The sequence below is a fragment of the Rhodococcus sp. MS13 genome, from assembly GCF_013277835.1.
Lineage (GTDB): Bacteria > Actinomycetota > Actinomycetes > Mycobacteriales > Mycobacteriaceae > Rhodococcus_F > Rhodococcus_F erythropolis.
On the sequence record NZ_VBTL01000011.1, the window covers coordinates 296,435 to 320,857 of the forward strand.

The 24,423-nt window shown below is 63.5% G+C and carries 24 protein-coding genes and 1 riboswitch; of the genes, 11 read left to right on the forward strand and 13 right to left on the reverse strand.

Translation table 11 applies throughout. The annotated features are described in order from the left end of the window. Positions 1 to 16: 16 nt before the first annotated feature. The 4 genes from FEZ59_RS23090 to FEZ59_RS23105 all read left to right on the forward strand — a co-directional run bounded on the left by FEZ59_RS23090 (position 17) and on the right by FEZ59_RS23105 (position 4,312). Positions 17 to 1,006, forward strand: a complete 990-nt coding sequence (locus FEZ59_RS23090) for an ATP-binding cassette domain-containing protein (protein ID WP_046378165.1) — start codon at positions 17 to 19, stop codon at positions 1,004 to 1,006. Next, complete coding sequence (locus tag FEZ59_RS23095; protein ID WP_019744508.1) at positions 1,006 to 1,776, forward strand: ABC transporter permease; 771 nt, start codon at positions 1,006 to 1,008, stop codon at positions 1,774 to 1,776. Before FEZ59_RS23090 ends, FEZ59_RS23095 begins: the two co-directional genes overlap by 1 nt. 132 nt (positions 1,777 to 1,908) lie before the next feature. Further along, positions 1,909 to 3,363, forward strand: coding sequence for a M20/M25/M40 family metallo-hydrolase (locus FEZ59_RS23100; protein WP_172933268.1), 1,455 nt, complete (start codon positions 1,909 to 1,911; stop codon positions 3,361 to 3,363). A 97-nt stretch (positions 3,364 to 3,460) separates the two neighbouring features. Next, positions 3,461 to 4,312 (forward strand): adenylate/guanylate cyclase domain-containing protein, encoded by an 852-nt coding sequence (locus FEZ59_RS23105; RefSeq protein ID WP_019744506.1) that lies wholly within the window; start codon positions 3,461 to 3,463, stop codon positions 4,310 to 4,312. 4 nt (positions 4,313 to 4,316) lie between these two features. Here the strand turns inward: FEZ59_RS23105 and thiD are convergent, their stop codons facing one another. Both thiD and thiC read right to left on the reverse strand, forming a co-directional pair. Next, positions 4,317 to 5,159: a bifunctional hydroxymethylpyrimidine kinase/phosphomethylpyrimidine kinase gene (gene thiD / locus FEZ59_RS23110; protein ID WP_003945044.1), complete on the reverse strand. Its 843-nt coding sequence runs from the start codon at positions 5,157 to 5,159 to the stop codon at positions 4,317 to 4,319. Further along, the gene (thiC, locus tag FEZ59_RS23115; RefSeq protein ID WP_242459916.1) at positions 5,156 to 6,859 is read right to left on the reverse strand and encodes a phosphomethylpyrimidine synthase ThiC; all 1,704 of its coding nucleotides are present in this window, start codon (positions 6,857 to 6,859) and stop codon (positions 5,156 to 5,158) included. The genes thiD and thiC overlap by 4 nt, the downstream gene beginning before the upstream one ends. Continuing rightward, a riboswitch (TPP riboswitch) is annotated at positions 6,850 to 6,958 on the reverse strand. Its footprint overlaps the gene before it by 10 nt. 149 nt (positions 6,959 to 7,107) lie before the next feature. Here thiC and FEZ59_RS23120 point away from each other — a divergent pair. Next, the gene (locus FEZ59_RS23120; protein ID WP_346343246.1) at positions 7,108 to 7,539 is read left to right on the forward strand and encodes a GNAT family N-acetyltransferase; all 432 of its coding nucleotides are present in this window, start codon (positions 7,108 to 7,110) and stop codon (positions 7,537 to 7,539) included. Between the two features lie 44 nt (positions 7,540 to 7,583). On the opposite strand, the gene FEZ59_RS23125 is transcribed toward FEZ59_RS23120, so the two are convergent. From FEZ59_RS23125 to FEZ59_RS23135, 3 genes are read right to left on the reverse strand one after another with little or no spacing between them, the layout of a single operon-like run. After that, positions 7,584 to 8,384: an exodeoxyribonuclease III gene (locus FEZ59_RS23125; protein ID WP_003945060.1), complete on the reverse strand. Its 801-nt coding sequence runs from the start codon at positions 8,382 to 8,384 to the stop codon at positions 7,584 to 7,586. Between the two features lie 16 nt (positions 8,385 to 8,400). Further along, positions 8,401 to 9,312: a GNAT family N-acetyltransferase gene (locus tag FEZ59_RS23130; RefSeq protein WP_172933270.1), complete on the reverse strand. Its 912-nt coding sequence runs from the start codon at positions 9,310 to 9,312 to the stop codon at positions 8,401 to 8,403. A 40-nt stretch (positions 9,313 to 9,352) separates the two neighbouring features. Beyond that, the gene (locus tag FEZ59_RS23135) at positions 9,353 to 9,952 is read right to left on the reverse strand and encodes a peptide deformylase (RefSeq protein ID WP_019744501.1); all 600 of its coding nucleotides are present in this window, start codon (positions 9,950 to 9,952) and stop codon (positions 9,353 to 9,355) included. A gap of 244 nt (positions 9,953 to 10,196) precedes the next feature. Between FEZ59_RS23135 and FEZ59_RS23140 the strand changes: the two genes are divergently transcribed. The 5 genes from FEZ59_RS23140 to FEZ59_RS23160 all read left to right on the forward strand — a co-directional run bounded on the left by FEZ59_RS23140 (position 10,197) and on the right by FEZ59_RS23160 (position 14,682). Then, positions 10,197 to 10,547, forward strand: a complete 351-nt coding sequence (locus FEZ59_RS23140; RefSeq protein WP_007730120.1) for a DUF3263 domain-containing protein — start codon at positions 10,197 to 10,199, stop codon at positions 10,545 to 10,547. A 53-nt stretch (positions 10,548 to 10,600) separates the two neighbouring features. Then, positions 10,601 to 11,197 carry a LytR C-terminal domain-containing protein gene (locus FEZ59_RS23145; protein WP_134998276.1) on the forward strand — a complete coding sequence of 199 codons (597 nt, stop codon included), beginning with the start codon at positions 10,601 to 10,603 and terminating at the stop codon, positions 11,195 to 11,197. A 95-nt stretch (positions 11,198 to 11,292) separates the two neighbouring features. Further along, a complete protein-coding gene (locus FEZ59_RS23150; RefSeq protein ID WP_007730117.1) occupies positions 11,293 to 11,994 on the forward strand; it encodes a superoxide dismutase family protein in 702 nt (233 codons plus the stop codon). Positions 11,995 to 12,084: 90 nt separating this feature from the next. Beyond that, complete coding sequence (locus FEZ59_RS23155; RefSeq protein WP_003945034.1) at positions 12,085 to 13,209, forward strand: glutamate--cysteine ligase; 1,125 nt, start codon at positions 12,085 to 12,087, stop codon at positions 13,207 to 13,209. Between the two features lie 105 nt (positions 13,210 to 13,314). Next, entirely contained in the window at positions 13,315 to 14,682 is a 1,368-nt protein-coding gene (locus tag FEZ59_RS23160) for a phosphatase PAP2 family protein (protein WP_134998275.1), read from the forward strand. On the opposite strand, the gene mnhG is transcribed toward FEZ59_RS23160, so the two are convergent. The 6 genes from mnhG to FEZ59_RS23190 are packed head-to-tail and all read right to left on the reverse strand — an operon-like array spanning position 14,648 to position 21,002. Next, positions 14,648 to 14,989, reverse strand: coding sequence for a monovalent cation/H(+) antiporter subunit G (gene mnhG / locus FEZ59_RS23165; protein ID WP_085989592.1), 342 nt, complete (start codon positions 14,987 to 14,989; stop codon positions 14,648 to 14,650). The genes FEZ59_RS23160 and mnhG overlap by 35 nt on opposite strands. Beyond that, positions 14,989 to 15,258: a monovalent cation/H+ antiporter complex subunit F gene (locus tag FEZ59_RS23170; RefSeq protein ID WP_003945061.1), complete on the reverse strand. Its 270-nt coding sequence runs from the start codon at positions 15,256 to 15,258 to the stop codon at positions 14,989 to 14,991. Before FEZ59_RS23170 ends, mnhG begins: the two co-directional genes overlap by 1 nt. Next, positions 15,255 to 15,827: a Na+/H+ antiporter subunit E gene (locus FEZ59_RS23175; RefSeq protein WP_003945063.1), complete on the reverse strand. Its 573-nt coding sequence runs from the start codon at positions 15,825 to 15,827 to the stop codon at positions 15,255 to 15,257. Before FEZ59_RS23175 ends, FEZ59_RS23170 begins: the two co-directional genes overlap by 4 nt. Then, on the reverse strand, positions 15,824 to 17,539 hold the full coding sequence (locus FEZ59_RS23180; RefSeq protein WP_021333974.1) for a Na+/H+ antiporter subunit D: 1,716 nt from the start codon (positions 17,537 to 17,539) through the stop codon (positions 15,824 to 15,826). The genes FEZ59_RS23175 and FEZ59_RS23180 overlap by 4 nt, the downstream gene beginning before the upstream one ends. Further along, positions 17,536 to 18,168, reverse strand: coding sequence for a Na(+)/H(+) antiporter subunit C (locus tag FEZ59_RS23185; protein WP_019744495.1), 633 nt, complete (start codon positions 18,166 to 18,168; stop codon positions 17,536 to 17,538). The genes FEZ59_RS23180 and FEZ59_RS23185 overlap by 4 nt, the downstream gene beginning before the upstream one ends. After that, positions 18,165 to 21,002: a Na+/H+ antiporter subunit A gene (locus tag FEZ59_RS23190; RefSeq protein ID WP_019744494.1), complete on the reverse strand. Its 2,838-nt coding sequence runs from the start codon at positions 21,000 to 21,002 to the stop codon at positions 18,165 to 18,167. Before FEZ59_RS23190 ends, FEZ59_RS23185 begins: the two co-directional genes overlap by 4 nt. 190 nt (positions 21,003 to 21,192) lie before the next feature. Between FEZ59_RS23190 and FEZ59_RS23195 the strand changes: the two genes are divergently transcribed. Next, positions 21,193 to 21,618 carry an NUDIX domain-containing protein gene (locus FEZ59_RS23195; RefSeq protein WP_031331804.1) on the forward strand — a complete coding sequence of 142 codons (426 nt, stop codon included), beginning with the start codon at positions 21,193 to 21,195 and terminating at the stop codon, positions 21,616 to 21,618. Here the strand turns inward: FEZ59_RS23195 and FEZ59_RS23200 are convergent. Together FEZ59_RS23200 and FEZ59_RS23205 are read right to left on the reverse strand one after the other, a co-directional pair. Then, positions 21,575 to 22,954: a hypothetical protein gene (locus FEZ59_RS23200; protein WP_020906696.1), complete on the reverse strand. Its 1,380-nt coding sequence runs from the start codon at positions 22,952 to 22,954 to the stop codon at positions 21,575 to 21,577. The genes FEZ59_RS23195 and FEZ59_RS23200 overlap by 44 nt on opposite strands. Before the next feature lie 48 nt (positions 22,955 to 23,002). Next, positions 23,003 to 24,418, reverse strand: coding sequence for a hypothetical protein (locus FEZ59_RS23205; RefSeq protein ID WP_134998274.1), 1,416 nt, complete (start codon positions 24,416 to 24,418; stop codon positions 23,003 to 23,005). Between the last annotated feature and the right edge of the window lie 5 nt (positions 24,419 to 24,423).

Here is a 24,423-nt window from a genome sequence, read left to right on the forward strand (position 1 = left end):
GGGCAGAGTTCTCCTCATGATTGAACTGAGGGGATTGACCAAGGTTTACGGACCGACGAAAGCGGTGGACGATTTGTCGTTCACGGTCAAGCCGGGCATCGTGACGGGCTTTCTGGGCCCGAACGGTGCGGGTAAGTCGACGACGATGCGGATGATTCTGGGTTTGGATCAGCCGACGTCGGGTGCGGCGTTGATCGAGGGCAAGCCGTACCGCGAGCTCAAGACGCCGCTGCGGACTGTCGGCGCGTTGTTGGATGCGAAGTGGGTGCATCCCAATCGCAGTGCGCGGGCGCATCTGCAGTGGATGGCCGCTTCGAACGGGATCCCGAAGTCCCGCGTCGACGAGGTGCTCGGGTTGGTCGGGTTGTCCGAGGTGGCGGGCAAGAAGGCCGGCGGGTTCTCGTTGGGTATGTCGCAGCGTCTCGGGTTGGCGGGTGCGTTGTTGGGTGATCCGAAGGTGTTGTTGTTCGACGAGCCGGTCAACGGTCTCGATCCGGAGGGCATCGTCTGGATTCGTAAGTTCATGCAGCGGTTGGCGGCCGAGGGCCGCACGGTGTTGGTGTCGAGTCACCTTCTCTCGGAGATGGCGTTGACGGCGGAGCAGTTGGTGGTGATCGGTCGGGGTCGGTTGATTTCGGATTCGACGGTGGCGGAGTTCGTGGATCGCTCGTCGGAGTCGACGGTGCGGGTGCGTAGTCCTCAGCTCGATGCGTTGCGCAGTGTGTTGCTCTCGCAGGGGTTGACGGTGCGTGAGGACGGTTCCGGTGTTGCGCCGGCGTTGGTGGTCGTGGATTCGACCACTGACGTGATCGGCGGTCTGGCTGGTTCGCAGGGAATCGTGTTGTACGAGTTGGCGTCCCAGCAGGGTTCGCTCGAGGATGCGTTCATGAAGTTGACCGGAGACGATGTCCAGTACCACGCGTCCGGTATCGATCCGGGTGCTGGTGCACACCATGCAAATACGCAGCAGGCAAACACACAGCAGGCTATGGGAGGTGCACTGTAATGGCTGTTCTCAGTGCTGAACGTATCAAGATCACCACGACCAAGTCGCCGCTCTGGTGCTCGGTCATCATCGTCGTGCTCGCTCTCGGCTTCGCGGCCATCATGGGCGCGGTTGCCAAGTCGGCTCTGACGTCCTCCGACGTCCAGGGAGCACCGGACCTCGACACCGCCGTTGCCACGGCCGGCATCTCGGGTTTCGGAATCATGGTTCTCATGATCATGGCGGCCCTCGCGGTCACCAGTGAGTACCGCTTCGGGACCATCCGCACCACCTTCCAGGCAGTTCCGAACCGTGCCTCGGTGCTCATCGCCAAAGCCGGCCTCATCGGTGCCTTCGGCGCGGTGCTGACGTTTGTCCTCGCCTTCGGGTCCTACGCGGTGGCCAAAGCCATGGCCGGTACCGAGGCCAGCACGGGCCTGACCCTGTCGACCGGCGATGACTGGCGTGCGATTTACGGCATCCCGGTGTACGCCTTCCTCTGCGTGATTCTTGCTGTCGGCGTCGGATCGATCATCCGCCAGTCGGCGGGCGCTATTGCGTTGCTCCTGCTCTGGCCGCTGCTCATCGAGAGCCTGTTCGGACTGTTCGGCAGTGTCGGCGAGAAGATCACCCCGTTCCTGCCGTTCGCGAATGCAAACCACTTCCTCAGCCCTGGCGGCGGAAGCCTTGATTTCCACTGGGGACCCTGGGGCAGCCTGATCTACTTCGCGGCCTTCGTTCTGGTGATTTTCGGAGCAAGTATTGTCATCGTGAATCGTCGCGACGCCTGATCTTGTCGCTCCCTCGGTAGGTGTTGTCGGGAGACCTACCGAGAACGCGGAGTGACAGCAGAGTAGGGACCCAGTACGAAAAACCATTCGTACTGGGTCCCTTTCCTGTGCTCCGGCCGATATCCTCCGAAGATGAGACTCTTCGGTGTGGTTGTGGTCGGAATGGCTGGAGCACTCGTGGTGAGTGGATGCTCGTCGTCGGGAAGTGAAGCAGCCGTCCCGGCAGATCCGGTGGCATTCTCCGAGACCGTCACGGTCGACGCTGTGACCGGGCATCTGGAGCAACTCGAGAAGATCGCCGGTAACAACGACGGCAATCGATCGGCCGGAACCCCCGGCTACGACGCCAGTGTCGACTACGTGGCAAACCTGCTCGAAGACAAGGGCTTCGACGTCAGTACCCCGGAATTCGACTTCAGCTCCTTCGATCCCGGCACCGAATCCCTGAAAGCTACTGACGGCTCCGATGTTCCGGTGCGGGCGTTGACATATTCCCCCTCCACGGGACCGACCGGAATCACGGCGCGTCTGGTGGTGATTCCCGCCGACGAGACACCAGGGTGCGAGGCCACCGACTACGACGGCCGCGACGTGAACGGTGCAATCGTGCTGGTCACCCGCGGAGTGTGCCCGTTCGGCGACAAGCAGAAGATCGCCGCTGACCGCGGCGCGGCAGCGCTGTTGGTTGCCAACAATGAGGACGCGATGCTGGGCGGGGCAACCTTGGGTGAACCCGAAGACGCCCGCATCCCGACCGGCGGGGTGAGCAAGGCGTCGGGTGAGGCTCTTGCCGTAGCGCCCGGAGACCTCACGCTGATTCTCGACACGTCGACGGAAACGACGAAGTCGCGCAACGTGATTGCACAGACCAAGACCGGCGCGACCGACAACGTGGTTGTCGTGGGCGCCCACCTGGACAGCGTGCCGGAAGGTCCCGGAATCAACGACAACGGAAGCGGCACCGCAGCCGTGCTGGAAACCGCGCTGCAGATGGGAAGCTCACCGAGCATCGAGAATGCCGTGCGTTTCGCTTTCTGGGGAGCGGAAGAAGTGGGATTGGTCGGCTCCACCCGCTACGTGGAAGGTCTGAGCGATCAGGAACGGGCCGACATCGCCCTGTATCTGAATTTCGACATGCTCGGTTCGCCCAATGCCGGATACCTGGCTTACGACGGTGACAACTCGGATGCCGTCGGGGAGGGGCCAGGGCCCGAGGGGTCGGCGGGCATCGAGCGCACCTTCGTCGATTTTCTCGCCGGGCGAGGGATTGCGGCGGACGGAACGGACTTCGACGGGCGTTCCGACTACGGCCCGTTCATCGAGATCGGAATCCCGGCGGGCGGAGTGTTCAGCGGCGCGGACGAACGCAAGACGCCGGCTCAGGCCGAGAAGTGGGGTGGCGAAGCGGACGAGACCTTCGACCCGAACTACCACAGTGCCCAGGACAACCTCGCGAACATCGATCGCGAAGCGCTCGCGGCCAACGCTTCTGCAGTAGCCTTCGGAGTTGCGACGTATGCCCAGGATTTGAGCGGGCCGAACGGCGTTCCCGTCGGCGATGCCCGGACACAGGCCAGAACCGAATGATCGACTGACCGAATGATCGACTGTGCGAGCGACCAGGAGGCCACTGTGCGAGAACGGCGGCAGCACACTGTCTGTAACTCTGAGTTACGCTTGAGTTATGGCTGATCTGTCCCCGGAGGGCACCGACACGACAGGTGCTCCTTCCTCCTCGGTTCGAGGCGTCGTCGACGTCGTCTTGAACTCTGCGGCAGAACTGAACCGTCGGCAGCAGCTCATCGACGCGCTACGACGGCTGAGGCGGGCACTACCCGGTGATCCCGGGTTCGGAGATCCGCTCTCGCTGGCAGGTCCTGGCGGTGCCCGCGCCGTGGCCCGCGTCGCTGACAGATTGCTCGATCAGAAGCCGGCAGCCACTCGCGAAGTGAGCCTCGGAGCACTGCAGGTGTGGCAGGCGGCGCTGGAAAAGATGGGCCGCGGCCGCGGTGATCAAGAACTGACCATCGTCTTCACCGATCTGGTTGGCTTCTCCACCTGGTCGCTCGAAGCCGGTGACGGCGCCACGCTGACGCTCCTGCGTGCCGTGGCGCAGGCCGTGGAAACCCCGATCACCGACAACGGCGGACACGTCGTCAAACGGATGGGCGACGGTCTGATGGCCGTGTTCATTCGCCCGGATGCGGCTTTGAAGGCGGTGTTCACCGCGCAGGACGCACTCGCGGAAGTCGACCTCGACGGATACACCCCACGCATGCGCGTCGGCCTCCACACGGGTACTCCGCGCCAGATCGGCGACGACTGGCTCGGCGTCGACGTGACCATCGCCGCCCGGATGATGGGCTTGGGCGGCGACGGCAACGTCATGATGTCGGCGACAACTCTCGAGGAACTCGAAGCCGGCACCCTGGAGGATCTCGATCTCACGATCCGTCCGTGGCGGCGAGGGTTCTTCGCGACCACGCCCAACGGAGTTCCCGTCGACCTGGGAATCTGGCGCGTACGCCGGAACTAGCGCACTAGACCTGGAGCCGCCAGAGCGGGGACACCGGACCATGTCCTGCGCCGAGGTCGTACGACGCCTCGAGACACTTGGTCACCCACTCTTTGCCGAACGCCACCGCGTCCGGAACGGAATAGCCATGTGCGAGAGCGCAAGTGATCGCAGCGGCCAGCGTGTCTCCGCCGCCGTGATCGTTGCCGGTGTCGATCCGGGCACTGCTGAATTCGAGGAAACGGTCGCCGTCGAACAACAGGTCGGTGGACAACTCCGAAGTACGAAGGTGGCCGCCCTTGACGATGGACCATTGAGCGCCGAGCGCATGCAATGCTTCTGCCGCTTGGCGGGCGCTCTTGTCGTCGACGACCTCGATGCCGGTGATCAACCGAACCTCGTCGAGGTTCGGAGTGACCACCGTGGCAGCCGGAATCAAGGTGTTGCGGACCGCGTCGAGAGCTTCTTCGTGCAACAGCGGATCGCCGTGCATCGACGCGCACACGGGGTCGACCACCAGCGGAATCGGTCGGTCGCGGCCGATCCCCACCTCGGCGGCAACTGCGGCTACCGCTTCGATGATCGTTGTCGAGGCCAGCATTCCCGTCTTCGCTGCGCCGACGCCGATGTCCGAGACCACGACGCGCACCTGGTCGGCGACGATCTCCGGCGGGATCTCGTGGAATCCGCTGACGCCCACCGAATTCTGGACCGTCACAGCGGCGACGGCCACACAGGCGTGTACTCCGCACATCGCCATCGTGCGGGAATCGGCTTGAATGCCGGCTCCGCCGCCGGAGTCGGTTCCGGCGATGGTCAATGCCCGAATCGGGGTCTGTCCGGCGGGGGTCAGGGGCAGCAGCTTCACGACGACGAGCCTACCGACCGGACCTGGGGAAACGGCAGCTCGGTCCGGATGGACTCGGTTTCCGGGATTTCCGCTTCCAGGATTTCCGCGTACTGACGTACGTCCGCCGAGATCCGCATCGAGCAGAACTTCGGCCCGCACATCGAGCAGAAATGTGCGGTCTTGGCGGGCTCGGCCGGTAGTGTCTCGTCGTGGAACTCCCTGGCGGTGTCCGGGTCGAGTGACAAAGCGAACTGGTCTAACCAGCGAAATTCGAAGCGCGCCTTGGACAGTGCGTCGTCGCGGGCCTGTGCATTCGGGTGCCCTTTTGCCAGGTCTGCTGCATGGGCAGCGATCTTGTAGGTGATCACACCGGTTTTCACGTCGTCTCGGTTGGGCAGGCCGAGGTGTTCCTTGGGTGTGACGTAACAGAGCATCGCCGTTCCCGCCCGTGCGATCATCGCCGCACCGATGGCGGAGGTGATGTGGTCGTACGCCGGCGCGATATCGGTAGCGAGCGGTCCGAGGGTGTAGAACGGTGCCTCGTCGCAGAGCTCTTCTTCCAGGCGGACGTTTTCCTCGATCTTGTCCATGGGAACGTGTCCGGGGCCCTCGATCATGACCTGGACTCCTGCGGATTTCGCAATCTGCGTGAGTTCTCCCAGAGTGCGAAGCTCCGCGAATTGGGCGGCGTCGTTGGCGTCGGCGATCGATCCCGGTCGAAGCCCGTCACCGAGGGAGAACGTGACGTCGTATCGGCGCAAGATCTCGCACAGTTCGTCGAAGTGGGTGTAGAGGAACGATTCCTGCCTGTGGTGCATGCACCACGCGGCCATGATCGCGCCGCCGCGCGAGACGATTCCCGTGACGCGACCAGCAGTCAGAGCGATGTAACCGATTCGTACACCGGCATGCACGGTCATGTAGTCGACGCCCTGCTCGCACTGCTCGATTACCGTGTCGCGGTAGATTTCCCATGTCAGAGCAGTGGGATCTCCGTTGACTTTCTCGAGTGCCTGGTAGATCGGTACCGTGCCGACCGGTACGGGTGAGTTGCGCAGAATCCATTCACGGGTCAGGTGGATGTCCTTGCCGGTGGACAGGTCCATGATGGTGTCGGCGCCCCAGCGGATCGCCCACACCATCTTTTCGACTTCCTCTGCAACAGAGGAGGTTACGGCCGAGTTCCCGATATTCGCGTTGATCTTGACGGCGAACTTCTTGCCGATGATCATCGGCTCCAGCTCGCCGTGGCGATGGTTCGCGGGAATTACCGCCCGCCCGCGAGCCACCTCGGAACGCACCAGTTCGGCTGAAACGCCCTCGCGTGCAGCGCAATAGCGCATCTCCGGGGTGATCACACCGTCTCGGGCGCATTCCAGTTGCGTCCGATTGCTTTCCGGGCGTTCCCAGGTGTCCCTGGTCGTCGGGAGCCCTGCATCGAGGTCGATGTCGGCGTCCGTGTCGGTGTAAGGACCTGACGTGTCGTACAGGTCCAGATGCTCACCATTGGTGAGAGTGACGCGTCGAAGTGGGATCCGGAGAGAATCCGATTCGACGTAGTGCTTGCTACTGCCCTCGATCGGGCCGGTTGTCACAGCGGTGTGGACAGTCGCGTGAACAGCCGTACGGACAGTCGCGTGAACAGCCGTACGGACAGTCGCGTGAACAGCCGTACGGACAGTCGCGTGAACAGCCGTACGGACAGACTTCTCCTGCATGGTGCGCTCCCTACGCCGGCATTATCCGGTCAGGTTCATCCGGTCGACGGCCCTAGCCGTCCTCTCAGCCCGCTGGTGCGAGCCCCCGTGGTGGTTGTATGAAATTTGTGCCCGCTGTCACAGCGGCACCGGGCGACTCTATCTCAACCCCGAAAAAGCGTTTCACTGCGATTGCGGTGGAGTCGTTCGCGGTGCAAAAATTGGTCGAACCCGGGACAGCGTCGTCGGTAGCTGATTCTATGAGTGGCATGGATCACAGTTATGGAGAGCGTGCGAACGCAGCAGTCGCAGATCGCGCAGTTGCAGATCGTGCCGTGGAGGTCGCCGCAATGAACGACATCGAAAACTCGAGAACCGGAACCTCACCGGAAGTCACGCTCGTGGACAATCCGTCGCACGAACGATTCGAACTGCTCTCCGACGACGAGTTGGTCGGCATCCTCGGATACCGCGACGAGGACGAGGTTTCGGGGAGCGGAGCCGAAGCGGGCGACGTGGTTGCGTACATGCATACCGTTGTCAAGGAGGGGTACGGCGGGCAGGGACTGGCAGCCGTACTCGTGCAGTTCGCGATGGACTGCGCCCGTGAACGTGAATGGTCGGTGCGGCCTGTGTGCACCTATGTTCAGCGGTACCTCGGCGAGCATCCCGAGTATCTGGAACTGCTCGTCGAGGACTAGCCGCCGGAGGTTGCAAACAGACGATCAGGCTCCGAGCTTTACAACTACCCGAGATTCACGATCACCGGAGCGTGATCGCTGGCGCCCTTGCCTTTTCGCTCGTTTCGATCGATCTCGGCCGCCTCGACGCGCGCTGCGAATGCCGGAGAGCCGAGGATGAAGTCGATTCGCATGCCCTGCTTCTTCGGGAAGCGAAGCTGCGTGTAGTCCCAGTACGTGTACACGCCGGGACCGGGGGTGTACGGGCGAACGACGTCCGCGAACCCGGACTCGGTGAAGGCGGTGAACGCAGCTCGTTCCGGCTCCGACGTGTGGGTCTTGCCCTCGAAGAAAGCGGGATCCCACACGTCGTCGTCCGTAGGAGCGACGTTCCAGTCACCGACCAGGGCGATCTGCGCGTCGGGATCCTGCTTGAGCCAGCCCTCCGCGTCGTCGCGCAGTTTGGCCAGCCAATCCAGCTTGTAGGCGTAATGCGGGTCTTCCAGCTCACGGCCGTTGGGGACGTACAGGCTCCACACCCGCACACCGCCGCAGGTGGCACCGATCGCACGTGCCTCGCGGACCGGGTCTGCCTCGGGATCCTTGTCGAACCCTGGCTGATCCTCGAAGCCGATCTGCACGTCGTCCAGGCCGACGCGCGAAGCGATGGCGACACCGTTCCACTGGCTCAACCCGACGTGGGCGACCTCGTAGCCGATTTCCTTGAAGCGTTCGTACGGAAACTGCTCGTCCTTGCACTTGGTTTCCTGCATTGCCAGGACGTCGACGTCGGATCGACCGAGCCAGTCGATGATCCTGTCGGTACGGGCACGGACGGAGTTGACGTTCCAAGTAGCGATGCGCACGAGGGCAAGCCTAGCGTCAGCCGCCGACAGGATCGGTGGCGTATCGGTAGCGGTGGTGTTCGACGAATCCGAGCCGCTCGTAGAGCGCGATCGCCGCGGAGTTCTCCGCCGAAACCTGGAGGTACGCGTGCGTCGCACCGTTCTGACGACCCCAGGAGAGTAGATCTCCGCAGATCAGCGACCCGATTCCGTGACGACGGTGTTCAGGGGCGACGTGAATGCCGGTCAGTCCTACCCAGCGCTTGCCATCGGGTGCCTCGGTGAGCGCAGCGCGCCCGATGGCAAGCGTCGTGTCGGTGTTTCCGATCGCGCCGAAAGTTGCACTGCCCACGACAGCCGTGAGGACCGCCTCGACGTACGCCGGATCTCCGTGGGCGTCGTACGTCGACAGCCAGTTGTGGTCGGGGCGGTCGGCGAACGAGGTGACCGGAGGACCGAGCGGCAGCGTGACACTGCCCAGATCGGCGGCCATCACGATGGTTTCCTTCTCGCTGGTCCACCCGTCCGGAGCGGTGCCGAGTCGATCGGGGAGGAGCAGCAGGGTCGGCAGGCCGCGGTCACCGAACCACTGGCGTATCCGCTCGATGGTGCTCGCGTCGAAGCCGGCAACCGTCCCCGCACCACCGAGCGGCAAAGCCGAATTGGCGCGGCCGGTGAAACCGTGACCGGCGCGCAGCAACCAACCGTCGATCCACGCCTGCTCGACCCCCGGCCACGCCGCAGCGCCAGCCGTTTCGAGGTTTCGAATCTCGCCGATGCGAATCGGGCGGGCCGAGAGAGTCTTGAGTGCAATCACCTGATCGGCGGAGACCTGGACCAGCCGACCGTCGCCGCTGCGGACGGCGATGGGATCGGCGCCCTCGAGGATGCCGATGACGTCGGTCATGGGATGCGAATAGCCGGGTGGGAGCTTGTATCGCAAAACCACCCGGCTACCGATCGAAATGTTGCCGTTCAGAGCGGAATTCTCAGTCTTCGTAATCGTCGTCGTCGTGACCGAACGGATCGTCGACGGTGCCCGGCGTCCAGGTCAGACCGGGCTTGCCCCAACCGGAACGCTTGATGATCTTCTTGGCGGCGCGCGCGTTGCGGCCGATCAGCACGTCCGTGTAGAGGAAACCGTCGAGATGCCCGGTCTCGTGCTGGAGCATCCGTGCGAAGAATCCGGTGCCCTCGACCTCGATCGGGTTGCCGTCGGCGTCGGTGCCGGTGACCTTCGCCCAATCGGCGCGGCCCGTCGGGAACTGCTCGCCGGGAACGGAAAGGCAACCCTCGAAGTCTTCTTCCGGGTCGGGCATCGTCTGGGGGATTTCGGACGTCTCGAGTACCGGGTTCACGACGACGCCGCGACGACGCTCGCTGCTGCGGTCGTCACCGGGGCAGTCGTAGACGAAGACTCGGAGTGAAACGCCGACCTGATTGGCCGCCAGACCGACGCCGTTGGCGGCGTCCATCGTCTCGTACATGTCTGCGATCAGTTCGGCGATCTCGGCCGGAGACTGAGTGACCGGCTCTGTCGCCTTGTGCAGTACCGGGTCGCCGACGATTCGGATGGGGAGGATAGCCATGCGGACAAGGATAGTGCGGCGCGCCCGCGTAGTTATCACGGCCCGCACACTCGATCATGGTTCAATGGTTGCTGAAGAACAGCGATGTAATTCGTTGCTCGGTCGGAACGTGGGCCGCGGGGGAAATTGTGAGTTACCTTCGGGCCAGGGGACCGGGAAACTCACGGCCGCGAGAATATCGGTCGGAAAAGAACACCGGGCATACGAGTCTCGCTGACGCCGAGCACAGCAGTCGAGGAGTGACATGGACGGCGCAACCGCGCGTAGTCGGAACCAGTCCGAAGGCACTGGCGCCGACGATTCGGTAGTAGATACAGCAGGCATGCACGAGGTGGGCGAAGACGGCCTCACCCGCCGCGAGCACGACATCCTCTCCTTCGAGCGCCAGTGGTGGAAGTACGCCGGTGCGAAGGAAGAAGCCATCAAGGAGTTGTTCGACATGTCGGCAACCCGCTACTACCAGGTTCTCAATGCCTTGGTCGATCGCCCCGAATCCTTGGCGGCTGATCCCATGCTGGTCAAGCGCCTGCGTCGTCTGCGTGCCAGCCGTCAGAAGGCCAGGGCCGCCCGTCGCCTCGGCTTCGAGGTCACCTGAATCACGCGTACATATGATCGGGCTGTCCACACACTGGCGATAAGGTCAACATCGTGAGTACCCCGAAAGAGCAGCCGTCCGGACCTCCGCTTCGCGCAATCGCCATGGTGTTGATCGCGTTGGCGATCGTGTTCATCGGTCTCGGAGCAGCCTCACTGGGTGGATCGAGCGACGGTGGATCGGGCGACGAGAACACCGCAGCAGAGCAGACCGAATCCACGGCGTCTGCCACGACGAGCGCCACCGCACCGGCATCTGCCACTTCCAAGCCGGCAGCGACGACGCAACCCGCTTCGGGCGATACCACCACTACGTCGCGTCCCTCGGGAACTGCGACGACCACGACTTCCAGCTCCGCGAGCGGCGTCGACACGTCGAATATCAGCGTTCGAGTTCTCAACAACAGCACCGTCTCGGGTCTGGCAGCAGGCACTGCCGAGGAATTGACGGCTGCAGGTTGGAACGTCGAGGAGACGGGTAACTACAGCGAGGGCACCGTCAGTACGACGACGGTGTACTACGGATCGTCCGCGGCGGAGAAGGCAGCGGCGCAGAAGATCGCAGCTGAACTCGGAGTCACCGCAGAACCTCGATTCGCCGGCATCGCGAACGCGTCACCTGGCGTGATCGTGATCGTGACCTCCAACTGACCGGTCGTGAAGGTGGAACTGACCCGTCGGTTCCAGCTACTACACGCGCCGTTATGATCAGAAGCACTTTCTCGCCACCTCAAAGGAGCGGTTCGATGGCCCCCAGCAGCACCCGGCGTATGTCCTGGCGCGTCGTTGCCCCTGTAGTCGCGATTGCCGCTTTCGGCTTGACCGCTTGCAGTAACAGCGAAGAGCCCAGCAGCGTCCCCGGCACGACTCCTCCGGTGTGGACCGGTGCAGCCGATCCCAGCGCGCACGAAAGCGCGGGCGGCCACGGTTCCGAGACGGCTCACGCCGGCGCTTCTGCCGAAACGGTCACCGCAACACTGAACGGCACCGACGGCGCCAAGGTCGGAACGGTCACGTTCGCGCAGGAAGGTAGCGACGTCAAGGTCACCCTCGACGCCAAGGGCCTGACCCCCGGCTTCCACGGATTCCACGTTCACCAGGTCGCCAAGTGCGAGACCAATTCCGTAGCTCCCAGCGGCGGAGAGCCGGGTAACTTCCTCTCGGCAGGCGGACACTTCCAGGCCGAGGGTCACACGGGCCACCCGGCGAGCGGTGACCTCACTTCGGTTCAGGTCCTCGAAGACGGCACCGCCACGCTGGTCACCACAACCGACGCGTTCACCGTCGACGAACTGGTCGCAAACGGTGGAACATCCGTCATGATCCACGCCGGTGCGGACAACTTCGGCAACATCCCGACGCGTTACGCGCCGGCACCGGATCAGCAGACCCTCGACACCGGTGACGCCGGCGGACGCGTCGCTTGCGGTGTCATCACCAAGAGCTGACAAACTCACCTGAGTTTTGCATCACTTCCGGCGACTACCACGCAGTAGCCAGCACGGTGTTTTTACCGACACTGTGATTGGATTCTCTGCGTGGTAGTTCCATTTCCAGGTTCGCCGCGCCCGACGCTGGGCGTGGAGTGGGAGATCGCGCTGGTCGATCGCAAGACCAGAGATCTCTCCAACACAGCAGCCGAGGTGTTTTCGGCGGTCGAAGAGCTTGCCGGCTCGGAAACCCCGCACATCACCAAGGAACTACTGCGAAATACCGTCGAACTCGTCACGGGTATTCACTCGACGGTCGGCGAGGCGATGAGTGATCTCGACAGGTCACTGGATCTGCTTCGCCGCGCTGCGAATCCGCTCGGCGTCGACCTCATCAGCGCGGGCACGCACCCGTTCGCGCAATGGTCGACGCAGCTGGTCACCCGAACACCCGACTACGACGAACTCATCGAACGCACGCAGTGGTGGGGTCGGCAGATGCTGATCTGGGGCGTGCACGTTCACGTGGGTGTCTCGTCCGCGGATCGCGTTTTCCCGATCATCAACGCACTGCTGCAGCGCTATCCGCACCTGTTGGCGCTGTCGGCGTCCTCGCCGATGTGGGCCGGTGTGGACACCGGCTATGCGTCCAATCGCGCGTTGATGTTCCAGCAGTTGCCCACCGCGGGCCTTCCGTACCAGTTCGAGAACTGGGCCGAATACGAGTCGTTCATCGACGACCAGATGAAGACCGGTGTGATCACCAAGATCGGTGGCATGCACTGGGACATCCGTCCCGCGCCGAAGTGGGGAACCATCGAGGTCCGGGTGTTCGACGGCGTCTCGACACGCGCCGAACTGGGTGCTCTCGTTGCTCTGGTCCACTGCCTCATCGTCGATCTGGACCGCAGACTGAGTGCCGGTGAGACTCTGCCGAACATGCAGCCGTGGCACGTCAAGGAAAACAAGTGGCGCGCAGCGAGATACGGACTGGACGCCGAGATCATCCTCGACTCCGACGCAAACGAGTGCCTCGTCACTGACGATCTGGATCGCCTGCTCGACGACTTGGCGCCGATTGCGGTCTCACTCGGCTGCGCGGACGAGTTGGCGTCGGTGGCGGACATTCCCCGTCGCGGTGCCTCCTACCAGCGTCAACGCCGTGTCGCGGAAGCGACGGGCGGCGATCTGGTTGCGGTAGTCGACGCATTGGTCGCGGAGTTGGGTACTTAGAGCACTCCGTGTTGCCGATGGTTTCGTAGGGTCGAAATACGGGCATACAGACCGATTGTCCAGTCTGCGTCCATATTCGGTTCACACGGCGTTTACTATTGTCCGGTGTTGATAGACAGTTGGTCCCAACGAGGGGGCGTACCCGGACAGTCGGATCGTTCGTGGTCGAGTTCTCATCGACTCCTTCTGATCGGCACAGCAGCATTGACCGTGCTGGTCCTGGGTGTGCAGGCGTTCGCGTCGTACAAGGGCTATCTCGGTCCGGTGGAAAGCCTGTTCGGCGACTACTTCCTCGTTCCTCGCTCGGCGACCATGCCCTGGGTGGGTCTCGCTCTCGCGCTGGTTGGACTGAACAACAAAGAACGCATCTACGCGGTATCCGCGGCAGTCGTGATCGACGTGGTCGTCGGGGCAATTCGCTGGTTCTCGGGTGGGCCGCTGACTATGGGCACCGGCGGCACCTGGGTACTGACGGCCATCGCGGTGTACGCGGTGTGGAAGTTGCCCGGCGAGCGTCGACTCAGCGTTCTGCACGGCGTCGCTCTCGGCGCGTTGCTCATCATCGCGGCCAAGGTTGCCGAGACGTGGCTGGAGATCACCATTCTCGTCGGCACCGACGTGTGGGACGAGTACGTGTTCCTCGCCGACCAGGCTCTCGGGAATCCGTCGTGGGTGATGGGCCAGATCGTCGACGCCATGGGCCCCGTCGGTGCAGCAGCCCTCGACTGGATCTACGTCGAACTGCCGGTCGCGGTGATCGTGGTTGCTCTCTATCAAGTACGTAAGGGATGGCCGTCGCATCACCTGCTGCGCACGTTCCTGCTCATCGGGCTGATCGGCCCGATCTTCTACGTCCTGTTCCCGGTGGTCGGCCCGGTGTTCGCCTTCGGTCCGCGTGGGTTCGGATTCCAGATCGGTGACTACTGGCCGAACATCGTGCCCAACTTCGACTTCGCATCACCGTCGTCGCTGCCGTTCGACGACGCCGCACCGCGAAACTGCATGCCGAGCCTGCACACCGCGTGGGCGGTCGCATTGTTCATCCACTCGCGCAGCGGGCCGTGGTGGATTCGCAGCCTGGGATCGTTCTGGCTCGTTGCGACCCTGACCGCGACGCTCGGTTTCGGATTCCACTACGGCGTCGACCTCATTGCCGGTGCCGTCCTGTGCTTGACCCTCGATGCGGCGCTGCGGGATCCGGAGCGAGGCTGGGGGTGGTTCCGAGTGCGTCTGTTGATCGGTGGTTCGGCACTACTCGCGGGGTTGTTGCTCTCGTACCGGTTCGCTGCGGTGCAGATGGCCGAGTACCCGGCGATCTTCGGGCCGCTGCTGATGGCTGTCCTGGTTCTCATGTCGGTCGCGTACTTCGCCACCTTCTTCGCCCGCCCCGGCACTGCTCTTGCGGTGTGGGGCGAGCGCGACGGCGAGTGGGATGCCGCTACAGGAGAGAGTCCGGGTCTTCCAGCTCGTTGATCTTCATGAGGTCGTCCTCTTCGCGCTGTTCGCGGTAGGCGACTCGGCCGACACTGTGCGCGATCACGGGCGCGGTCAGCAGCGTGAAGATGCCCACCAGGACCAACATCCAGATGTCGACGCTCCCACGAAGCAGGAACACAGCGCCCATCAGAACCAGGATCAGTCCGACCACCTGAGGTTTCGTGGCCGCGTGCATACGACGCAGGGTGTCGGGGAAGCGAACGATTCCCACCGCGGCGGTCAGCGCGAGCAGCGCGCCGAGGAAGATGGAGATGGCCCCGATCGTGTCGAGGATGTTGCCGATCACTGGTCACTCACCCGGAAGCGCGCGACGGACACGGAACCGATGAAGCCGACCAGTGCCAGCGCCACGATCGCGGGAACGATCGTGGTGTCTTTGCTGTACGCGGCCCAGACGGCGAGTCCACACATCGAGACCGCGATGATCGTGTCCAGAGCGACGAGGCGGTCGAGTGAGCTCGGACCGTCGAGCAATCGGAACGTGGTCAGTACGGCGGCGATCAGCAGAATCACTCCGGAAATGATCAAGATGGTGGTGATGAACCCGTTCATGGTTGGTCCTCCTGCCTGGGTGCATCGAATTCGTAGTCGCGCTGGTGCCACGGGCTGGGTTGCCAGTCCGAATCACGTTCGAACGACGCGATGAACAACCGCTCGAGATCCTCCACCGAGCGGTAGAACGCGCTGACGGCTTTCTGCGATCCGACGTCGAGCACGTGGACGTAGACGATGCGCCGGTTCTGGTCGATCTCGAGAACCATGGTGCCCGGGATCAGGTTCAGTACGTCGATGCACAGCGTGAGAACCAGGTCGGACTTGATCCCGAGTTGGTACCGCAGAACTCCGGTGACCGGCGGCGGCGACGGACGGATCGCCAGCCAGGCGACCTGGATACTCGACTGGATCGCGTAGTACACGATCATCCACAGCAGACGCAGAATCGACAGCAGATGTACCCGACCCTCGACCGGTACGCGAGGGAGGGGAAGCAGGACCATGATGATCAGGCCGACGGCGAGTCCGCCGAAGATGTTGCCGAAACTGATGTTGCCCCACAACAGGATCCATACGACCATCAGCCACAGCAGGATCCCGACGCGGAGTACCTGTTCGCGTTTCATCGCGGAGCCTCCTCGGTGTTCGGGGCGTCGGTGTTCGGGGCGTCGGTGTTCGGGACGTCGGTACTGGGAGCTACAGCAGGGTCGTCTGCAGCGACGGGAGCTTCGTCGACCGGCACGGGTCGGTGGTTGCCGAGAACCGCGTCGATGTAGATGGACCGGTCTTGCAGATCCTTCGCCGCTCTGTCGCTGATGTCGATGATCCGGCCTGCGAACACCGTCAGTGCCAGACCGACGATGACGAGTCCGACCGTCGGAATCAGCATGAAGACCGGAATCTTGCCGACGTCCTCGCGGTCGACGAACGCGATGTCCTCTTCGGACTCGTCGATCAGTGCTGACGGGCTGACGTCGGCGAGGTCACCTTCGGGCGCGTCGGCGCGGGCTCGCCAGAATGCCTTGGTCCACACGCGGGCGACGGCGTAGAGCGTCAGCAAGCTGGTGATCGTGCCGCCGGCGACGAGGATCCAGGCCAGCGCGCTGGCGTCGGCCGCACCGGCCTGCAGGAGCGCGACCTTGCCGATGAAGCCCGAGAACGGCGGGATACCACCGAGATTCAGTGCCGGGATCAGGAAGACGATCGCGAGGATCGGGCTGGCCGCAGCCAGACCGCCGAGTCGGCGCAGCGACGACGACCCGGCTTGTCGTTCGATCAGACCCACGACGAGGAAGAGCGTCGTCTGCACGATGATGTGGTGGGCGACGTAGTAGATCGCGCCGGACAGCCCGGACGTCGTGGACAGTGCGATACCGAAGATCATGTAACCGATATGGCTGACCAGTGTGAACGAGAGCAGACGTTTGATGTCGCTCTGCGCGATGGCACCCATGATGCCGACCACCATCGTGAGCAGACCGCACACCATCAGTACGTTGTCGAGTTCTCCTTGCGGGAACAGCAACGAGTGCGCGCGGATGATCGCGTACACACCGACCTTGGTGAGCAACCCGGCGAAGACGGCGGTGATCGGTGCGGGCGCGGTCGGATACGAGTCCGGTAGCCACGCCGACAGCGGGAAGACCGCAGCCTTGATGCCGAACGCCACGAGCAGGACAGCGAAGATGGCGGTTCGTGTGCCTGGCGGAATGTTGTCGAAGCGCAGGGCCATGTCGGCCATGTTGAGGGTGCCGGTCGCCGCATAGGCGAAGGCGATGCCCGCCAGGAAGATCAGCGAAGACACCATCGAGACCATCACGTACGAGACACCGGCCCGAACGCGGTCGGCGCTGGCACCGAGCGTCAGGAGCACGAAACTCGCGGCGAGCAGAACCTCGAATCCGACGTACAGGTTGAAGAGGTCACCGGCGAGGAACGCGTTGGAGATACCGGCGGTCAATGCGAGATAGGTCGGCAGGAAGATCGAGACCGGCTGGGCCTCGCTACCGTCGCGAATACCCTGACCGATCGCGTAGATCATGACGGCGAGCAACACCACCGACGAGACCACGAGCATCATCGCCGAGAGACGGTCGACGACGAGTGTGATGCCGATGGGGGAGTCCCAGCCGCCGACCTGAACGGCCGTCGTACCGTCGCGGTCGGCGAGGTAGAGCAGCAATCCAGACACCGCGACGACGCCGATGAGCGCGATCAGTGTGATGACACGCTGGAAACGCGGACGTCGGCCGACAACCAGCGTCGCAGCTGCGGCCAGCATCGGGATCAGGACGGGCAGGGGCGCAAGGGCTCCCATCAGGTTGTCCGAGATGGTCATGCGCCGCCACCTCCCTCGATCTTGGTCTGGCGAGCGTCTTTGCGCCGCTTCTCGGATTCCTTCTTACGAGCAAGGTCGGTGGCCCAGTCGGGTACCGGTTCGTCCTCGAAGTCGCCGTCGTGGAGGTCGTCGTAGCATTCGATGTCCTCGAGGTTGACCAGTTGTTCGAGGGGAATAGGGTTTCCGTCCTTGTCGAATGCGTCGCCGCCGATGCTCGGGGCACCGGTGACCGGGTCGTCGGAGCGGTCGTGGTCGGGAGCGTCGGCAGGCAGGCGACGCTTGAGGATCTTGGTGTCCTCGGGATCGTCCTCGACGGCGTCGGCGGTGTTGATCTTGTAAGACCGGTATGCCAGTGCCAGAACGAAGCCGGCGATACCCATCGTGATCACGATGGCCGTCAGGATCATGCCCTGGGCGAGCGGATCCGCTATCTCCTCGTGGACGGAATCTCGGCCGACGATGGGCGGATTCCCGTCCGATCCACCTACGGTCAGGATCAAGAGGTTGATGGCGTTGCCGAACAGGAGCAGTCCGAGGAGCATCCGGGTGATGCTTCGTTCGATCAGCAGGTAGACACCGGCCGACGTGAGGACGCCGATCAGGATCAGCATTCCGATATTTGCGCTCATGGTGCTTTCACCTCGATTTCTGCGTCGAGGCGGGCGCCGAGACTTCGGAGTACGTCCAGGACCAGGCCGACCACGATGAGGTAGACGCCCAGGTCGAAGAACAGTGCGGTGACCAGTTTGACGTGGCCGATGAGCGGGAGCGTGAACTCGAAGACAGCCGACGAGAGTGCCGGGGCGCCGAGGAACAGAGACACCAGGGCGGTGCCCGCGGCCAGTGCCAAACCGAGGCCGAGAATCTTGCCCGCGTCGATGGGTACGGCTTCACCGAGTTCGTAGCGGCCACCGGCGAGGTAACGCAGCACGAGGGCGAGGCCCGCCGTCAGGCCTCCGGCGAAACCGCCGCCGGGGGCATTGTGACCGGAGAAGAAGAAGTAGATCGACAACACCATGATGGTCGGGAAGATCAACCTCGTGGTGACCTCGAGAACCAGCGAACGGTGTCGAGGATCGATGAGGTCTCCGCCGCGCAACCACGTCGTGTCCGAGTTGGCCGCTGCCTTGTCGACGATGACGGAGGGGGCGTCCGCGACTCGCGGCGCGATACCGAAGCGGCGGTTGCGGAACACGAGGCTGGCGACGCCGGTTGCCGCGACCAGCAGGACCGAGATCTCACCGAGCGTGTCCCATGCGCGGATGTCGACGAGTAGGACGTTGACGACGTTCTTGCCGTTGCCCAGGTCGTAGGCCGCGTCGGGAAGCAGTTCGTAGATCGGACGAGTGTTTCTCGCATTGGTCGCGAAAGCCGCGATGGTGGTGACGGTGATACCGACGGCGACGGCGAGTGCGGCACGCGGCCACTTGAAGCCGATTGCCTTGCTCTCGTCGACCTCTGCGGGGAACTTCCGCAGTACCAGCACGAAGATCACGAGGGTCAAGGTTTCGACGAGGAACTGGGTCAGCGCGAGGTCGGGTGCGCCGTGCAGCGCGAACAACACGCCACAGCCGTAGCCGGTGAGTCCGACGAGGATGACGCTGGCGAGTCGGTTGCGCATCAGCGTCGCGGCGATGGCGGCCGAAATCATCATCAGCGCGATAGTGAACTGGATGGGTGAATCCCACATCCGAAGGTCGACTCCGCCGCCATCGGTGTCGATGATCAGCAGGAACAGTGGCACCACGACCAGCGTCGCAAGAATCGTCGACTGCGTGCGGGGGAGCGAACCACGCTGAGTGGCACCGGTCAGGCGCATCGAGATGGTGTCCATGCCGCGCAGGGTCGCGTCGTAGATGCGGTCGGCGTTGCCGAGCGGCGGGTGCTCGAAGTGCAGGCGGCTGATCTGACGCTGCGCGATGTAGAGCGCGATGCCGCCGGCGATGACGATGCAGGTGAGCAGCAGCGGAGTGTTGAATCCGTGCCACAGCGCGAGGTGGTAATCGGCGTGCGGTCCGGGGGCCAGTGTGGTCGAGTACGGCGTCAGCAGCTTCTCGAGTTGGGGCGAGAGAATGCCGGCGGCCAGACCGAGAACCGCGAGTAGGCCGGGCGCGAACAGGAACAGCCAACCCGGCTTGTGCATCTTGCTCACGGCCGGACTCGGCTTGCTCAAGGTCTTGCGCCCGAAGGCTCCCCAGATGAACCGGACGCTGTAGCCGACGGTCAGGATCGAGCCCAACACGATCACCGTGACGACGGCGATCGACGACCAGTGGCCGAGCGCGTTCGTTTCGAGAACTGATTCGAGTGCGGCTTCCTTGCCGACGAATCCGAGTAGCGGTGGTAGACCGGCCATGCTGGCGGCAGCGAGGCTCGCGATGATCGCGAGAGCGGGTGCCGCTTTACCCAGGTGAGCAAGTTTGCGCAGGTCACGGGTGCCGGTGGTGTGATCGATGATGCCAACGACCATGAAGAGTGCGGCCTTGAACATCGCGTGCGCCACGACCATCGTCATGCCGGCCAGGGCGGCGTCACGCGTGCCGATGCCGACCAGGACCATCATGAAGCCGAGTTGGCTGACGGTTCCGAAGGCGAGGACGAGTTTGAGGTCGTAAGCGCGCATGGCTCGCCAACCGGCGAGGATCATCGACAGCAGACCCAAACTGATGATGGTGATGCGCCACGGCGGCGAATCGGCGTACCCGGGAGCCAGGCGCGCGACGAGGTAGATACCGGCCTTGACCATTGCTGCCGCGTGAAGATAACCGCTGACAGGGGTGGGCGCGGCCATCGCACCTGGCAGCCAGAAGTGCAGGGGCACGATTGCCGATTTGGAGAGCGCACCGATCAGGATCAAGACGATCGCGACGGACGGGAGCCACCCCGTCGGCGGGTTCGCGACCAGTTCGGACAGGTTGTAGCTGCCGCCGACCTGGCCGAGGATGATCATGCCGACCAACATCGCCAGACCACCGGCGGTGGTGACCAGCAGTGCCTGGGTCGCGGCGCGGCGACTGGTGGCGCGTTCGGCGTAGTGACCCACGAGCAGGAACGACAAGACCGTCGTCAGTTCCCAGAACACGTAGAGAAGCAGCATGTTGTCGCTGGTCACGAGTCCGAACATGGCACCCGCGAAGGCGACCATCTCGGCGGCGAAGATGCCGAGTCGAGGTTCGTCGTCGTTGAAGTAGCGGGCGCAGTAGATCAGGATCAGCGTGCCGACGCCCAGGACGAGCACGGCCATGATGGCGGAAAGCGCGTCGAACCTGAAGTCGATGTCCATCGACAGGCCGGGAACCCAGGTGATGTGCAGCGTCTCGACGGTGCCCCATTTGTCGATGACCCAGCCGAGGCTGGCGAGGGGGACTATCGCGAGGGGGAAGAAGCCGTTTCGCCCTAACCTGCGCACCACAAGCGGAGCCAAGAGGGCGGCAACGGCATGGGCAAGCAAGATAGCGAGCAAAAGGCACTCCGTCGTGTTGTCAGCGGGCGGCGGGGTGTCCGAACAAAATCGAACCTATCGGATTAACGAGACAATTCACCTAGTCGGAGAGGTTGTCTTTGCGTACATATTACCGGGCGTGGCAGTTTCGATGTGCAGCGAGTCGATTCGGACATCATCGGCACTCGCTGATACACGTAGGTTGGACGACGTGAATTCGTCGACTCCCACCACGATCATCCGTACCGCCGCCCTTGCGCACATTCGTGACCGCAAGCTGATCCAGACCCGCTCCGTGGGCAAGACCGCGTTCTACATGGCCGGCGGAAAGATCGACCCGGGTGAGACGCCCGAGCAGGCACTGCACCGCGAAATTCGGGAGGAACTCGACGTCGATCTGGTCGACGGGACGGTCACGTTCCTCGACGTCTTCGAGGCTCACGCTTTCGGACATTCCGCGGACACAGGCCTGCACATGAGTTGTTATCTGGCGGAGATGGCCGGAGACCCGCGCCCGACCAGCGAGATCGCCGAGTTCCGCTACTTCACGCTCGCCGAGTACGCAGCGATGGACGAGGTGGCGCCGGGATCACTCAAAGTGTTCCATCGCCTGGCGTCGATGGATCTGATCGACTGATCGGCGGAGGAACGGATCGATTGACTCGCCCCAAGCGCAGACTTGCATAGGCGCAGACGGCCACGATGATCAGTGCCACGGCGTCGAGTATCAGGATGTCGGTCGAGATTTCGAACGGGCCGACCGTCGTGATGCCGTTGAACGGCTTGTTCTCGTCGAGCGGCGTGTACGCGGTCCATCCGTAGTCGAACTGCGGATAGACGAGCAGGGCCAGCGCCGTCGGGCCGAAGATGACACCGAGTCCGACGAGGGCTCGTGACGCTCCGGTCCGCGGTGGCTCTCGGTACATCGCGCTGGCGATCGCGTACGTGACGACCGCAGAGGTGAAGGCGACAAGAAGATCGCTGATCGTGAGAACGTCACCGATCTTCGGCGACGGCGACGTGGCGTAGCTGACGATCCCGGCGACCGTCACCGTCAGGAGCAATCCGTAGCCGACGACCCGCGAGGGAGCGATCGCGCCGATTGCTGCCGCGGCGACGATGACGACGCCGATCACGACGGCGGTCGAGGCGGGGGTTTTCGACCATTCCATAGCTTCGGTTGCGGGACGGTTCGCCGACACCGCCGCCAGAGTTGCGACGGCGGCGGTACACATCAGCAGGATTCGACCGCCATCGCCCAGCACCCGCGCGCAGATCACCGTGATTACGAGCGCGACGAGTAGAAGGGGTACGGCCGCCGTGACGGTGGTGATCTCGAACCACCAATTTGCCGCGACCCCGAAGAGAGTGAGCACCGCCGCGATAGTCACCGGCCGAACGGCCATCCGTTCCTTGGGGTGGTCCTTGTCGAAATCGTGGAACCAGAACGCGGCGACGCAGGCGGCGGCCAAAGCGAGCGCGAGCAGTGTTGCCCCCAACACTGGTGGTTGAAACTGGTTGGTGTTGTCGGCGATGTAGTCCGCGTACCGCCGAGGAATTGCGTCTTCGTCCAGGAGCGAATCCGAGACATGCACAGCCACAATTGTTCCCGCGACCGAGGCAGCTCGAACCCGGGGAGCGGCAGCAACCGTCACCGCGCCGACAGCGACTCCCGCACCGACGGGCGAGAGTGCCTCGAAGTTGTGATCGTAGAGCCCGGGCAGTTCGAGGAGGAGCCCACCGAAGACCGTCATGGCCGCGGTCCGCAATCGGCAGCGGGCCATCATCGCGGCTGTCCCGACCGCGACGACAGCCAAGACGCCGGCGCCGATGGTCGAGATGGACCAGAATCGGTCGCCCGTCGAAATCGACGTCGACTGGCTGTTCACGAACGGTGCCAAAGCGACGACGGTGACGACGAATGCAGTCACACCACTCAGTGCGACGAGCAGCGTCCTGCGGGCGATGGGCACTGCTCCAAAATAGTCAATCCGGTACCAGTTGCACCGCAATAGGAGGTCTCAGTCCGGTGACGGTGTGTCAACGGGGCTGCGGCGGCGGAGCGCGATCCCGGTGGCGACGACGACTACACACATCAGGAGTGCCGCGCCGTCGGAGCGTGGCGGATCTTCAGTTGCATCGACGATAACGAACGCGGCGTCGGCTCGGAAGGCTGCGTCGGGCTCGGTTGCGTCGACGTAGGCTCGCAGTCCCGACTCGTCCTGCAAGTACGTCGATGACGGATCGTGCTTGACGTACGTTGACGACACTGTTTCGATCTCGTGCTGCCCGATCGACATGAAGACCAGGGCAGTGAAAGGAATCGTCAACCCCAGCGTCGCTGCGACGGGATTCGACGGCAGAACGGATCCGAGCAGCAATCCCGACCCGACGCCCAGCGCGACGATGCGGAGCAGCAGAGCCAGTTCGTGTTCGCCGTCGAAGATCCACTCCGACAACGGGATCGCAGCCAGCAGAGCCAGACCTGCGATCGTGCGATCCCGGTGTCGAGAACGCGACAACCCGAAGACGACCGCGATGATCGCGAGGGCAGCGATCACCAACGGCGAGGTTCGGTCACCGTCGAGAAAGAAGCGGTCGGTCAGATCCGCGAACACCGTCGTGGCGGCGGCTGCAACAGCGGTTGCAGCCCAAAGGAATCCGCCACTGCCTGAAGTTGTGTCCAGTCTCCTCACACAGAACCAGGTCAGGGTGAGGACGGCGACGGTGGACGCGACCATGACCAGCCAACCCGAAAACGTCGGTGGGTTCTCTTGCTGGTCGACGACCGAACTCAGAATCCGTTGGGTGACGGCGAGGCCGGTGACAACTGCCAGAGCGGCTGCGGCGACGCCCGGTTCGCTTTCGCTGATCCGCAATTCGGAGTCGTCTGTCACTGCGCACGCCACTGCACAGATCAGGGTCAGCAACAGAAGTGCCCAGGCAGGTTCGCCGATGGACGACGTGCTGACGGGTATCAAATCGCCGGTGGACGATTGCGCGGCCAACCACGTCGACACCACGCCAATGATCAGCAGGTTGCGTCCGAGTCGGCTGTCCCACGATGCGGCGACAGCGCCGCCCAGGATGAGCCCGGCTGCAATGGTTTTGGCGAAACCCAGAACGCTCAGCAGATCAAGACCGACTTCTTCGGCGACGAGGAATCTGATCAGAATCAACACTACGACGCCCGTGTACACAAACGCCCACGCACGCCTGCGAGAACCGCGGTGCTGGAGATACACGCAGGCCCCTACGGCGACGATGGCACCCACCACGACGCTGGTGGATTGGCTGCTGATCCATTGGTCGATCTTCGACTGCGGTTCGGTAACAGGCCATCTCATTCGCGCTGGGTTCGTCAGCGCCAGGGCGGCAAGGATTCCCGAGAGAAAGGCCGCGAGGGCGCCGGTGCATGACCGGAGGTCGATGGTCATCGGTC